Annotated in this window: 15 protein-coding genes; 7 read left to right on the top strand and 8 right to left on the bottom strand. The window is 35.5% G+C overall.

Annotated elements, in window-relative coordinates:
• Positions 1 to 215: 215 nt before the first annotated feature.
• The 6 genes from GFO_RS09070 to GFO_RS09045 all read right to left on the bottom strand — a co-directional run bounded on the left by GFO_RS09070 (position 216) and on the right by GFO_RS09045 (position 4,768).
• The gene (locus GFO_RS09070) at positions 216 to 845 is read right to left on the bottom strand and encodes an SDR family oxidoreductase (protein WP_011709802.1); all 630 of its coding nucleotides are present in this window, start codon (positions 843 to 845) and stop codon (positions 216 to 218) included.
• 12 nt (positions 846 to 857) lie between these two features.
• On the bottom strand, positions 858 to 1,862 hold the full coding sequence (locus GFO_RS09065) for an NADP-dependent oxidoreductase (protein ID WP_011709801.1): 1,005 nt from the start codon (positions 1,860 to 1,862) through the stop codon (positions 858 to 860).
• A gap of 5 nt (positions 1,863 to 1,867) precedes the next feature.
• Positions 1,868 to 2,344: a MarR family winged helix-turn-helix transcriptional regulator gene (locus GFO_RS09060; protein WP_011709800.1), complete on the bottom strand. Its 477-nt coding sequence runs from the start codon at positions 2,342 to 2,344 to the stop codon at positions 1,868 to 1,870.
• Between the two features lie 185 nt (positions 2,345 to 2,529).
• The gene (locus tag GFO_RS09055) at positions 2,530 to 2,976 is read right to left on the bottom strand and encodes an MgtC/SapB family protein (RefSeq protein ID WP_011709799.1); all 447 of its coding nucleotides are present in this window, start codon (positions 2,974 to 2,976) and stop codon (positions 2,530 to 2,532) included.
• A 44-nt stretch (positions 2,977 to 3,020) separates the two neighbouring features.
• A complete protein-coding gene (locus tag GFO_RS09050; protein ID WP_011709798.1) occupies positions 3,021 to 3,758 on the bottom strand; it encodes a DUF3891 family protein in 738 nt (245 codons plus the stop codon).
• The gene (locus tag GFO_RS09045; RefSeq protein ID WP_011709797.1) at positions 3,755 to 4,768 is read right to left on the bottom strand and encodes a helix-turn-helix transcriptional regulator; all 1,014 of its coding nucleotides are present in this window, start codon (positions 4,766 to 4,768) and stop codon (positions 3,755 to 3,757) included. The genes GFO_RS09050 and GFO_RS09045 overlap by 4 nt, the downstream gene beginning before the upstream one ends.
• A gap of 146 nt (positions 4,769 to 4,914) precedes the next feature.
• On the opposite strand from GFO_RS09045, the gene gntA reads away from it, so the two are divergent.
• From gntA to GFO_RS09015, 6 genes are all read left to right on the top strand, one after another.
• A complete protein-coding gene (gntA, locus tag GFO_RS09040) occupies positions 4,915 to 5,583 on the top strand; it encodes a guanitoxin biosynthesis heme-dependent pre-guanitoxin N-hydroxylase GntA (RefSeq protein WP_229664782.1) in 669 nt (222 codons plus the stop codon).
• A gap of 51 nt (positions 5,584 to 5,634) precedes the next feature.
• Entirely contained in the window at positions 5,635 to 6,186 is a 552-nt protein-coding gene (locus tag GFO_RS09035) for a hypothetical protein (RefSeq protein ID WP_011709795.1), read from the top strand.
• A gap of 13 nt (positions 6,187 to 6,199) precedes the next feature.
• The gene (locus GFO_RS09030; protein ID WP_011709794.1) at positions 6,200 to 6,469 is read left to right on the top strand and encodes a hypothetical protein; all 270 of its coding nucleotides are present in this window, start codon (positions 6,200 to 6,202) and stop codon (positions 6,467 to 6,469) included.
• A gap of 104 nt (positions 6,470 to 6,573) precedes the next feature.
• Positions 6,574 to 7,098, top strand: a complete 525-nt coding sequence (locus tag GFO_RS09025) for a DUF421 domain-containing protein (RefSeq protein ID WP_011709793.1) — start codon at positions 6,574 to 6,576, stop codon at positions 7,096 to 7,098.
• A gap of 56 nt (positions 7,099 to 7,154) precedes the next feature.
• Positions 7,155 to 7,571: a hypothetical protein gene (locus tag GFO_RS09020; protein WP_011709792.1), complete on the top strand. Its 417-nt coding sequence runs from the start codon at positions 7,155 to 7,157 to the stop codon at positions 7,569 to 7,571.
• 175 nt (positions 7,572 to 7,746) lie between these two features.
• The gene (locus GFO_RS09015; protein ID WP_011709791.1) at positions 7,747 to 8,541 is read left to right on the top strand and encodes an SDR family NAD(P)-dependent oxidoreductase; all 795 of its coding nucleotides are present in this window, start codon (positions 7,747 to 7,749) and stop codon (positions 8,539 to 8,541) included.
• 469 nt (positions 8,542 to 9,010) lie between these two features.
• Here the strand turns inward: GFO_RS09015 and GFO_RS09010 are convergent, their stop codons facing one another.
• Positions 9,011 to 9,538, bottom strand: coding sequence for a DUF421 domain-containing protein (locus tag GFO_RS09010; protein WP_011709790.1), 528 nt, complete (start codon positions 9,536 to 9,538; stop codon positions 9,011 to 9,013).
• Between the two features lie 408 nt (positions 9,539 to 9,946).
• Here GFO_RS09010 and GFO_RS09005 point away from each other — a divergent pair, with 408 nt between their 5' ends.
• Positions 9,947 to 10,942: an endonuclease/exonuclease/phosphatase family protein gene (locus tag GFO_RS09005; RefSeq protein ID WP_011709789.1), complete on the top strand. Its 996-nt coding sequence runs from the start codon at positions 9,947 to 9,949 to the stop codon at positions 10,940 to 10,942.
• 84 nt (positions 10,943 to 11,026) lie between these two features.
• On the opposite strand, the gene mnmE is transcribed toward GFO_RS09005, so the two are convergent.
• Positions 11,027 to 12,451 carry a tRNA uridine-5-carboxymethylaminomethyl(34) synthesis GTPase MnmE gene (gene mnmE, locus GFO_RS09000; RefSeq protein WP_011709788.1) on the bottom strand — a complete coding sequence of 475 codons (1,425 nt, stop codon included), beginning with the start codon at positions 12,449 to 12,451 and terminating at the stop codon, positions 11,027 to 11,029.
• Positions 12,452 to 12,540 lie beyond the last annotated feature (89 nt).

The following is a 12,540-nucleotide window of genomic DNA, read 5'->3' as shown; positions in this document are numbered from 1 at the left end:
TATTATACGTCGTTTTCTATGTATAATTAAGTGGAAAATAGAATTTAATGAGTATTCCTGAAAGGATAGTTTTTGCTCAGATTTCTTATTACAATTTCAGTTAAAATTTTATTTGGGCCGTTAGTTCTATGTAAATATGAAAAAAGAAATGAGCTGAATATTAACTTCAGCTCATTTATTAGATTCATCTTAAAAAGTGCTTATTCAGCTTATTCCTAAGAACGTACCGCTTTTTCTATATCCTGATCTCCGGAAAGAATCTCGAATACCGCATTGTGACGCACTTCATTCTCCAGAACTTCGGTTATAGTTTTAGCAACATCTGCACGAGAAATTTCTCCTCTTTCATTCAATTTTTTCTCCAGTTTAATCTTTCCAGATTCTTGATTATTAGTTAATGAACCAGGTCTCACGATGCTATAAGTAAGACCACTAGACATTAAGTATTCATCTGCATTCTGTTTTGCCTTAAGATAATCCTGAAGTTCATCGCTTACTGAAGGATCATCGGCTCCCATAGCACTTAACATCACAAACTTAGAAATACCTGAATTTTTAGCGGCATCCATAAGTTTTTTGGCTCCTTCCTGATCTACGCCAATTACATCTTTTCCTTTAGAACCGGCGGCGAAAATCACCTTATCGGTATCTCTAGTGGTATGGCTCAGATCTTCTTTTAGATCTCCCATAATGGCGCTCACATTATCTTTTTCAAAAGTTTCTTTTTGATCTTGCTTGCGAACCATTGCCACCGGGGTGTAAGTGTCTGAATTTTTTAATAAATTAATAATAATTTTTCCTGTGGTACCTGTGGCACCTGCTACTAATACTTTCTTTTTCATCATTTCAATTTTTTATTATTTATTATTCTCAAAGGTCTCTGCCAGATTCACAATTACTTTTCCCTGTGCATGTCCATCAGCTAAATATTCAAAAGCTTTCACAGCATCTTGAAAAGAGTAGATAAGATCTATTACTGGTCGAATCGTTCTGTCCTCAACCATTGTTTTAATTTCCTTTAATTGTTCTGCATTTGGTTGCATCCAGGTAAGTGTGTAGTTGGCCGACTTTTCTTTGATGAGTTCACTTAGTATTTCGGGCATTTGATAATCTTCCATCCCCATTTGTTTAGCGGTTTCAGGGTCCGGTGGGCCAACGATGCTGGTAACGCTACCACCTTTTTCAATAATATCGAAGGCTTCGAAGGTATAATCATCGCCTAGCGTATCAAAAACAATATCCAGGTTATTAGATACTTCTTTATAGTCTTCATTTTTATAATCAATTACGCGGTCTGCTCCAAGGGCTTTTACCCAGTCCATATTGGTTTTGCTGGTGGTGGTATACACAATCGCGCCTTTTGCTTTTGCATACTGAATTGCAAAGCTACCCACTCCGCCAGATCCTGCGTGAATTAGAACCCGATCATCCTTTTTTAAACCGGCCTTTTCTAAGGCCTGAATTGCAGTAAGTCCTACAAGGGGTAGGGAAGAGGCTTTTTCAAAACTAATCTCCTCGGGTTTGTGTGCCATTACAGCACTGTCTACCGCGACAAATTCTGCCAATGTTCCCATATATTCCTGCGGAACCCTTCCAAAAACTGCATCTCCAATTTTGAAATTCTTTACCGCAGAACCAATTTCTACTACCTCTCCACTTACATCATAACCCACAGTGGCAGGAAAGTCAAGCTTTAGCATTTCTTTTAAATTTCCCTCCACAATTTTATAGTCGATGGGGTTTAATGATACAGCTTTTACAGCGATTAATATTTCATTTTCAGATATTTCAGGTTTATCAACCTCATTAAATTGCAGGCTATCTTTAAAGTCTCCGTATTTGGTAATTTGTAATGCTTTCATAAATTTTATTGTTTAGTATTATCTGTTGATTTTTCAGAAGTATCTGAAAGGATATCAATCCATGATTCCAGGGTATTTTTAAGCACAAGCACTTCTGAAAGCTCCATGTTATCGTTTAGCAACGTATTTAATAAATTTTGTGGAATATGAGCCGCCTTTTCTTTATAGGAAAGTCCTTTATCCGTTAGACCCACCAAAACAGTCCTTTCATCATTACTGGACCTATTACGTTTCAATAGCTCGTTTTTTTCCATTCGTTTTAAAAGTGGAGAAAGTGTATTGGTATTTAGCATCAATTTTTCTCCAATCTTATTTACCGAAAGTTTATGCTCTTCCCACAAGACCAAAAGAACCAAATATTGCGGATAAGTCAATTCGAGTTTGTCCAGGTAGGGTTTATAGGCTTTTGTGATTAGTCTTGACACCGAATAAATAGGAAAACATATCTGATTTTCTAATTTTAACTGTTCGTCCTCGCTCATAAATTTGTTTTATACACGATTATATCGTACACGTCACAAAAATATAAAGACTATTTAGTTTTGCTATCAGGTTTAAATAAGTTTTAACTTCTCAAAGTATAAGAAATTACTCTCTGGCTAGTTCTATCAGGGCTTTTAAACTTTTTTAGATCTCAATGTGCTTACGAGGGAAGACTTATTTTGCCCTATTTATCGGTATCATTTTTAATTCCCTTTAATTTTCCATTTAGAAAACCAAAAATTAGGTTGATTAGAATTACAAAAACTGTGAGTGCGAGTAAATGCAGATATAACCCGAATCCTGCCAGACAGCCTGCAGCTGCACTACACCATATTGCAGCCGAGGTTGCCAGGCCCGTTACAGCGGTATTGTTTTTTTTATGTAATATCACCCCAGCGCCCAAAAAGCCAACACCTACCACAACCTGACCTACAATTCTTGTCATGTCGGTGCTTTCTGAAGATTGAAACATTAAAGAAATGCTTATAAAGGTAGCCGCACCGAGAGCTACAAGTGAGTAGGTTTTTAATCCGGCCGGTTTGTCTTTAAATTCTCTTTCCAAACCCATTAAAGCTCCGCTAACAGCTGCCGCACCTAGTTTGATTATAAACTCCCAGATATCTATTTCCATTATCTTTCAATTTAATGTTTTTGGGACTTAAAACTTTATGATTACTATTCATAAAACTGCCAGGTTTTTATTTTAACAGGACTATTCTCAAATTTATCTTGAAACTCATTATTGCTGCTAAAGGAACTTTGGGTCAATAACTTATACTCAGCAGTCACATGAAATTTTCTTTTGGCAAAGACCCAGGGCCTGACCTGAATGTTACCAGATTTTTTTCTGCTAAGCCAGTAGGTTTTTCCTGCAATACTGGTATTAATTTCAATCTCTCTATTTTTCTCAGGTACCTCGTCCTGACATAAAATTAGTGAACATCTGTCGGCAAATACCATTACCTGGTAAATTGTTTCTACTTCCTGCTGAGTAATTTGAAGGTCTTGTAAGTAATTCTTTTCAGTTTGTTCTAATTCTTTCAAAAACTTTGAAACGGTCTTATTTTCGCCCCGCATCTCTTTATAAATAAATTGTAAGTGATGGGCGATTAGCATGGCTATCCAGCAGGATTTTTCATTGGCTTGGGATAGCAATCTCTTGGAGCGCTTTATAATTTCATGGGTATTTCTTTTTTCTAACAGAAAATCCCTGGGAGTGCCCATTTCAGTTAAATAATTTTTTTCTTCAAAATCTAATTGCCGGTCATCATGTTCAATGATTGCAGCAAGAGTAGCCACCCAATTTTCATTTTTATAGGTATCTGTCAGTTCATGAGCGATTTTGCCGGCTAGTAAACCATGACTGGAATGAGAGAATATTTCCCAACCTTCGTTTTTTGAATTTACTATCATGTTTTAGTATTTAAACGGATATTTTTTGGAGGTACACCGTATCGTTCTTTGAAGATTTTTGAAAAATGGCTCCGGCTATTTAAACCAATAGCATACACTATTTCGCTAATACTTTTATCTGTCTTCAGTAATAATTGCATCGCGGTCTCCAATCTTCTGGACAGAATATATTCGTGAACAGTGCAATTGAATAAAATCTGAAATCCTTCCTGAAGTTTCACTTCACTTATACCTTCATTATCTGCAATTTGACTAATGTTATCCAGCTCAGCAATATTGCGATCTATTAACCGAACCACATTTTTAATTTTACCCAGATCTTTGGATCTCAGGATTTGCCGTCCTTCTGCCTGCGAGTCATCTTTATAAAGCATCAGCATATAGGTAAGTAGTTCCAGTGCTTTGGCTCCATTAAAACTGGTGCGTTCAAGACCACTTGATTTAAAGCGATATAACTCCTCCACCAAATGAGCCATCTTTAGGCTATACTCCGTATGATGGTAATGTGTACGGATAGCATTGGTATCTGCAAATAGTTCATGGTAAATTTTATCCATTTCATCCAGAGGAAATGTAAGCTGTTTTACAAATTTCTTCCGGTCTACATCCAGGATCACTGTCTTTATTTTCTTGTTTCCAGGAAATAAAATCTTATTGCCACTTTTATAATTAGCACCAAGGATTACCGATTGGCCCTGATCTAAAAAATGGGTGATCTCTTCATTACTAAATTGATGCTGTAGGTTCCCGAGAATTAAATAGATGAACTTAAAGGGCTGTATTTCTTCCGCACAAAAATCAAGACAATACTCACTTTTAAATTCAAGATCAAATTTAAAAAGTCCTACTCCATTTGGAAAATTAATACCCGAAATATGACCGGAGCCTATTTCCGAAGGTAAGCTAAGAGCATACTCCCCATATGATTCGGTACAGGTTGTATTAAATTTTTTAGCCAGCTCGTTGAATATATCACGGGCAGTAATTGCCTTGATTGAAATGATATTCATAATAGGATAATTTATCTATGTATTGCTAATTTATTAACACTCTGACCTAGTTTTCTATTCATTTCAGTTAAACATTTCCTAATAAGAAGAATATCGTTAAGGCACTCTCGAAAAACGCACGGAAGTTCCTTCTTAAAAGAGGAATTTTGAAAAATTCAATAGAAATAGAAGTTATGAAGAGGAATTTGGAAAAAATTTATGATGATTGGATTCTTGCAGAGGATCATCCATGTATTATGGCGCAGACAGTGTTTAGCCAGAAAAATATAATTATAGAAAATTACAAGCGATTTGGTATTTCCGGATCGACAGAGAAGTTACTAAAAGATCTGGAGAATTATATTGAAAATTATGATTTCAGTTCTAACGAATTTCAGTCATTTATAGCTGTATTTCCAGAATCTGAAATCCATAACGAAGATGAATTTGAACTGGTCTTATGGAAACAACTTTCAGATCTGAAAAAACTGGATAATCGCCCCTGGGATCCTTCCGTTAGTAGAAATCCTGAAGATGTAAATTTTAGTTTTAGTATAGCTGGCCGAGCTTTTTATGTGGTAGGTATGCATCCTGAAAGTTCCCGGATATCCAGAAGAAGTCCTTATCCTTCCATTGCCTTCAATCTACACGATCAATTTGAAAAGTTGAGGGAAATGGGTGTCTATCAAAATGTAAGGAATAAAATTAGGGATCGGGATATGGGATTGCAGGGATCTATTAACCCTATGCTGGAAGATTTCGGAGAGAATAGCGAGGCCCGGCAGTATAGTGGAAAGTCTACAGATAAGGATTGGACCTGTCCCTTTCACCAATAATTCCTGAATGAAGTGCCGAATGATAGAATGAATTTGAAAGAGTAAAAACCAATGAATAAATTTTTCAGAGAAAACAGAAAGGCGATCTATGGCGGAATTACGGCCACTCTTTTTACGGGAATGGGGGTTTTTCTATTAGGGCAGGTTTCCGGTTATGAGGCGAAACAATTGATAACAACCTCACATCAGGGTCTTAATATGCTATGCAATACCATTATCCTGGCTTCAGCGACGATTCTAACTTTATTATTAACCTTACTGGGAATTAGCACCGGAACCGAGTCTAAACTTAAAAGTGACCATTATTACCAGGTCCTGGATATAGCCCAAATAGATACCATTTTGCTTGTAGGAGCTTTAATAATGTTTCAGTTGTTTAATATACCTATCAACGAGGCCGACAATATTCCCTTGGCATGGTATAATACTATTTACTGGCTGAGTTTGATATTTTCTTCCATTTTGAGTGGAATGATGATCACCGTAGTGTTGATGCTTTATGCGACGCTCACTAATATCATCCATATAGTTGGTTTAAAAAATGATCATCATTTAATTTCAGAAGATGAAATGCAGGAAAGTAGAAATGAACCGGAAAAATAAATACAGTTGAACTATGTCTAATCACGCATTACTAGAAAAACATCGCCAGCTAATAGTACACCTGAAAGAAAGGTATGTTCTGTCTACTAATGATTTGAAGGTTTTGGAGGAGATACATACACATACGATCAATTGTGTAGCGTTTACTACAGAGGGAAGTTTTGATGCTAATAATGGCGAATTTTATCCTCAAGAAATAAGAGGGAATTATAAAATTAGAATTCGCTTTCAGAAAAACGAGTCTGATCCTGAGAATACGATCTATTTAAAATTAATATTCTGAAATTTTTTATTTGATTCTGTTTTTGATCATAGTGTGGCTAGTCCTTCAGGTCATAGTTCGTGATTTTTCTCGTATAAAAACATTCAGAACTTAAACACATTGATATGGAAAAATGGTTTGAATTATCACTAGATACCGTAATAGCAATATTTATTTCATGCATCGGAGTATATATTGCAATCATATTTTTTACCCGCATATTTGGCAAGCGTAGTTTTTCAAAGATGTCCAGTTTCGATTTTGCAATGACCGTGGCCGTGGGCTCTATGATTGCAAGTACCGTATTAACCAAATCTGTAAGTTTAGAACACGGGATTGCAGGACTGTTTTTTATTTATTTACTGCAATTAATTGCCGCCTATCTTAGGAGATGGAAAATATTTCAGAATTTAATTGATAATACTCCGCTTCTTTTGATGGAAGGAGATAATATTCTGTTTGAAAATTTAAAAAAAGCGAGAGTCACAGAGTCTGATTTAAGATCGAAACTTCGGGAAGCGAATGTGATGCAATTAGATCAGGTAAAAGCGGTTATTTTCGAAACTACCGGTGATATTGTCGTTTTACACACAGATCAGGACCGATTGGTATTAGATAAATGGTTGCTAAAAGATGTGGACAGGAAATAACACATAATTTTTTTGAGTTCTCTTTAATTCTTTCAATTATCTGAATAAATAAAAATATGATATTACTTATTTCAGTTTTTGCTACTCTTATGATGACCGCGTTTAGTTATATATGTGGCTATATCTCCGGGAATCAGTTTAGAGAGCCGGAATTATTGAATCAATTGATTAATACAAGCAGCCTACCATTACGACCAGAAAAGAAAAGTTTAGTGGGATGGTTATTACATGTACTGCTAGGATTTTTGTTTGCTGAAATGTTATTGCTGAGTTTAGAATATACAAAGCTATCTCCTAATTGGATTTTTGCTTTGATCAGTGGGGTAGTAGCCGGTATTATTGGTATTCTTGGTTGGCAAATCATGTTTTCTTTAAATCCGGATCCTCCAGAAATCCGATTAAAAAATTTTTATTTGCAGCTTGTGGTTGCCCACGTCGTTTTTAGCTTAAGTTTTATATTTATCATTGAATAGCCGGATGGTTTCGTTGAAAGTCTCTATTTGAGATTAAAATTCGAATTACTACTAATTTGATGCTTAACCAATAGAATATAAGTTTTGATTGGTTATGATTTTTTTATAAAACTCTTCAAAATTTTTGGGAATATATATATTCTAATTCTTAATAGATTTGAAAAAAAAATCGGTCATGAAAAAGAGTAAACTAGCATTAATTACGGGCGCATCAAATGGAATTGGTTACGAATTATCCAAAATTTTCGCTAGAAATGGGTATGATTTAATTTTGGTAGCCAGAGGAGAGACAAAACTCAAGGAAACAAAAGAGCATCTGGCTGAATACAATTCAGAAATTAGCATTTATCCCGCAGATTTGAGTAAGTATGATGAAATTATCAATTTGAAGAAATGGGTTGATCAAAATCAAATGAAAATAGATGTGCTGGTTCTAAATGCCGGGAGAGGTTTGGGAGGTTCATTTATTAATTCTACAGATCTAGAAGAAGAACTTAATCTTATTCGTCTCAATATTGATTCAATAGTTCATATGTCCAAGCTTTTTATAGGGGACATGGTGGATAGAAATGAAGGGAAAGTACTCATGACATCTTCAATTTCAGGGATCGAGCCAATTCCTTTTGAAGCCGTATATGGTGCTAGTAAAGCTTTTGTGAATTCTTTCTTCTTTGCTTTGCGTAATGAGATTAGTACTACCAATGTTCGTATGACGTTGTTACTTCCCGGAGCTACAGAAACTAATTTTTTCGACAATGCGGGTCAGTCAGATACAAAAGTAGGATCAATGGATAAAGATGACCCGAAAGAAGTGGCTGAGAGGGCTTACTATGCATTAGACTCCAATCATGAATTTGTATATGGTAGTGACGACGCGGAGTATGAAGGTGAAGTATTAAATAGAGCTCTGAGTTCATCACACAAGGCCCAAAAGCACAGAAAGATCTCAGAACCGGGATCAGCAGAATGACATGTAGATAAGAAGTATGCCTCGAGAAGTGAGGTTTATATATTTAAATTGATATAAGGAAGTGGCACCAAATTGGAACTTCTTTTTTAATGAATTTAGATATAGCTAATTTGGGAGAGCACCCGAGGTCTTTTAGATGTGAAAAGTCCTCAACTGAAAGATGAATATATATGTCACTTTTCAAAAACTAGGAAATTCTCTGTATAGATATGATATTGAATTCCCCTATAGATTTCTAGAGGTACTCTTTTTGTTATCAGTAAATTTTTCAAGATCACTTTTAAGACCTTCGGGGTGCCAAATGCAGGATTTTATAAGCTTTAGTTCTATAGAAGTCGTAATATGATTCGTTTTTTAATATGAGGCAATTCATTCTGAATTCTCTAAAAAGCTGATTTATTGGTATTTGTGCTTATTGAAGATGAAGCTATTGAAAATCAAATTTTAAGCATATTCTGCTTAGATCTATTTAGCCCTCTTTTCTTACACCCATCAATAAATCTGGATGAAGACTCTTCTCTCCATCGCCGTGCAAAACAGACATGTCTCCTGTACTCTCAAGAATAACTGCTTTAACCTCGCTGTAATCAAGCACATTAGCCTCCCTTAATTTTGCAATCAAATCGCCTTCACCAACATTTGCACTTTTCAAATTTGCATAAAGGATTTCTCCATTTTGCATTAAAAGTAATGGGTTATTAGTAGCCATTCTTTTGAACATATTACTTTTTCTGACCAATAATGAAAATATACTTTGAAAGCCGATGATTCCTGCAAGAGCGACGGCTCCTTTGAATAGGGAATGATCGGTACTAAGGACAACAGAAGCAAGTACGGAGCCTACGGCAATTGTAGAAGCAAAATCAAAACTTGACATTTTTGCAAAGGTCCGTAATCCCGATATCCTTACAACAATAATCATTACTGTAAAAATTGCCAGAATTGATATTATTACCTTTATTATAATTGGAGCTGTAGCATAAATCCAGTTTTCCATAATTTCTTTTTTTATCAATCTATTAGTACTGTTTACAGGAATGTGAATAGTAAAGATAAAAGATAGTTACTCCTAATCAAGTAAAATGGCAATCTAAACCCAGTTTATTAAATCATAAAACTTATAAATTTAAGGTGATTCGAAAGTGATTTAAATATAGGCTTTCGTTAATAGAGAAATTATGGAAAAGCATTCACAAATATCAAATGGATTCTTACTGTTCATTTGAATCTTTAGCCGTTGCAAAGTTTTTAAATTAGAAACCAGGAATGTTTTTTATAAATTGAATTCACGGTCATAATTCCTGTTTTTAGAAAATGTATGTCCATATTTTAATCTTATTTTCAGGGGTTTAATTTATAATGATCTATTCTTCGTAATTTGAACTGAAAATATAAAACCTTAAGCATGAGTATAAGAAAAGCGATTTATTATTTCGTAATTCTCGTTAGTACTGTTGTAATAATAGCAAGTCTTCTATCTCTCATTTATGATTTACCTTATTGGTATTCAAAATTGCTGGATTTTCCCCGATTACAGTACTTTATTCTAGGTATCGTTTGTTCTATTTTCTATGTTATCTTAACAAAAAAATGGAACTGGCTTAGCATTTTTCTCGGCCTTGGTTTGGTAGTGTCTTTATGGATCCAATCTATTCGTATATTTCCGTATTGGATTGGAGAGAAAGTTGTATCCGATGCCGGTGATACTATTTCAGTAAAAAACTCCGTGAGTATTTTACTGGCTAATGTTTTAATTTCTAATCGCAAGAGCGAAAAGTTCATAAAAGTAGTTAAAGAGGCTAATCCAGATATAATTTTAGCGATGGAAGTTAATCAATGGTGGTTAGATGAACTTGAAAATTTAAAGCAAGATTACCCCCATGTAATAAAGCAACCGAATGAGGTGGCCTACGGAATGGCTTTGTATTCAAAATTTCCGATAAAAAATGCTCAAATCAAATATTTAAAACACAAAAATGTACCATCTTTTCAAGGGCGCGTAGAATTAGGTTCAGGAAAGGAATTTATGCTTTATGCAGTACATCCGGTAGCTCCAATGCCAAGTGATGAGTATCCCGATAATGTTGGCGAAGAAGAAATTGAGCTAATAAGTGTAGGTAAATCTGTATCGAAAAACCAGATGCCTTCAATTGTTGCAGGAGACTTTAATGATGTTTCATGGTCTAATACATCAAGATTGTTTGAAAATAACGGAAAATTAAATAATGTAAGGCTGGGTAGAGGTTTATACAATACTTTCGATGCAAACTCCAGTATTATGAAATGGCCATTAGATCATTATTACGTAACTAAGGAATTTAAACTGATAGATATAAGACTATTGGATAAGATAGGATCTGATCATTTCCCTATCTATGCTAAATTCTTATTGGATGAATAGAAATTTAAAGCTGGTTATTTTTATGTGAAGTTTCTGCAACTATTGGTTCTTTCCGAATTAAAATTTAAAAATATTTTATTGTTATTACTTGCCAATACAAAAATTCGCAAAAATATTCCCAAGCAGATCATCATTGGTAATCTCACCGGTAATCTCACCAAAATGATGCAGCGCCTGGCGAATATCAATTGCCAGTAAATCTCCCGATAAATCAGCATTCAAGCCTTCTTCTACCTTATTAATCTCCTCTAAAGCTTTTAGAAGGGCTGCGTAGTGCCTGGAGTTGGTTACAATGGTATCACTATTACGCAATGCACCGGTATTTACATATTCCAGCAGCTTTTCTTTTAATTCTTCAACGCCTAAATTGGTCTTGGCCGATAATAGCAGAAATTGTGCTCTCTCTGCATGACTGGAGATTTCTTCAAGCTTGGTCTTTAGATTATGAATCTCTTCATCAGCTAGACGATCGGTTTTGTTAGCGATGATCAATAATGGTTTCTGCGGAAATTTATTTTTGATCTTTTCTATTTCAATCCGAACCTGCTGAAGCCTTTCTCTGTTCACCGCAATTTGAGAACTGTCAACTAAATAAACCACCACCTGCGCCTGACTGATCTTCTCAAAGGTCTTTTTGATCCCGATGCTTTCCACCACATCTTTGGTTTCGCGAATTCCGGCGGTATCTATAAATCTAAAACCTACGCCGCCAATACTCATTTCATCTTCTATCGTATCTCTGGTTGTTCCGGCGATCTCAGAAACGATGGCTCTTTCTTCGTTCAGTAAAGCGTTTAATAATGTTGATTTTCCAACATTTGGTTCTCCAACGATCGCAACAGGAATTCCGTTTTTCAAAACATTCCCGGTAGCAAAGGAGTCCAGAAGTCTTTTTAGTACCGTCTGTATCTTTGAAACAAGGTCCTTGAATTGATCTCTATTGGCGAATTCCACGTCTTCTTCGGCAAAATCCAGTTCCAATTCTATAAGGGAAGCAAAATTTAATAACTCCTCTCTTAATTTCTGAATTTCATTAGAAAAACCGCCACGCATTTGTTGCATGGCCATTTGGTGAGAAGCGGCATTTTCAGAATTGATCAAATCGGCCACCGCTTCTGCCTGACTAAGATCCATTTTTGCATTTAGGAATGCACGAAGGGTAAATTCTCCCGCTTCCGCAGAACGACAGCTTTTTCTTATCAATAATTGAATGATTTCCTGCTGAATATATGGACTCCCATGACAGGATAATTCTACTGTTTCTTCCCCGGTATAAGATTTTGGAGCTCTAAAAACTGAGGCCAAAACTTCGTCTATCGTGCGCTCACCGTCCATTACATTTCCGAGGTGGAGTGTATGTGTTGGCTGCTTGGCAAGGTCCTTTTTACTTTTTGCTTTGAAAAGTGGAGCAACGATTTCCAGGGCATCAGGTCCTGAAACTCGTATTATAGCAATAGCGCCGGCGCCTGAAGGAGTAGCAAGGGCAACAATAGTATCATTCAATTTCATGTGACAAATTTATAAAAGAAATTATTGCTAAGCCAATTCTGTAACAAACCTTGATTCTCCTCGTCTTTTATATAGAAACCATCAATAAC

Origin of the sequence: Christiangramia forsetii KT0803 (genome assembly GCF_000060345.1) — a bacterium.
Classification (GTDB): Bacteria; Bacteroidota; Bacteroidia; order Flavobacteriales; family Flavobacteriaceae; genus Christiangramia; species Christiangramia forsetii.
The sequence above is the reverse complement of the archived record's forward strand: the minus strand, read 5'-3'. Positions and strand labels throughout refer to the sequence as shown.

Excerpts from the sequence above, each read along its gene's own strand:
- GFO_RS09055 (WP_011709799.1), bottom strand. The coding sequence starts at position 2,976 with ATGGAAATAGATATCTGGGAGTTTATAATCAAACTAGGTGCGGCAGCT.
- mnmE (WP_011709788.1), bottom strand. The coding sequence starts at position 12,451 with ATGAAATTGAATGATACTATTGTTGCCCTTGCTACTCCTTCAGGCGCC.
- GFO_RS09005 (WP_011709789.1), top strand. The coding sequence starts at position 9,947 with ATGAGTATAAGAAAAGCGATTTATTATTTCGTAATTCTCGTTAGTACT.
- GFO_RS09030 (WP_011709794.1), top strand. The coding sequence starts at position 6,200 with ATGTCTAATCACGCATTACTAGAAAAACATCGCCAGCTAATAGTACAC.
- GFO_RS09035 (WP_011709795.1), top strand. The coding sequence starts at position 5,635 with ATGAATAAATTTTTCAGAGAAAACAGAAAGGCGATCTATGGCGGAATT.
- GFO_RS09020 (WP_011709792.1), top strand. The coding sequence starts at position 7,155 with ATGATATTACTTATTTCAGTTTTTGCTACTCTTATGATGACCGCGTTT.
- GFO_RS09065 (WP_011709801.1), bottom strand. The coding sequence starts at position 1,862 with ATGAAAGCATTACAAATTACCAAATACGGAGACTTTAAAGATAGCCTG.
- GFO_RS09070 (WP_011709802.1), bottom strand. The coding sequence starts at position 845 with ATGATGAAAAAGAAAGTATTAGTAGCAGGTGCCACAGGTACCACAGGA.
- GFO_RS09015 (WP_011709791.1), top strand. The coding sequence starts at position 7,747 with ATGAAAAAGAGTAAACTAGCATTAATTACGGGCGCATCAAATGGAATT.
- GFO_RS09045 (WP_011709797.1), bottom strand. The coding sequence starts at position 4,768 with ATGAATATCATTTCAATCAAGGCAATTACTGCCCGTGATATATTCAAC.
- GFO_RS09060 (WP_011709800.1), bottom strand. The coding sequence starts at position 2,344 with ATGAGCGAGGACGAACAGTTAAAATTAGAAAATCAGATATGTTTTCCT.
- GFO_RS09050 (WP_011709798.1), bottom strand. The coding sequence starts at position 3,758 with ATGATAGTAAATTCAAAAAACGAAGGTTGGGAAATATTCTCTCATTCC.
- GFO_RS09025 (WP_011709793.1), top strand. The coding sequence starts at position 6,574 with ATGGAAAAATGGTTTGAATTATCACTAGATACCGTAATAGCAATATTT.
- GFO_RS09010 (WP_011709790.1), bottom strand. The coding sequence starts at position 9,538 with ATGGAAAACTGGATTTATGCTACAGCTCCAATTATAATAAAGGTAATA.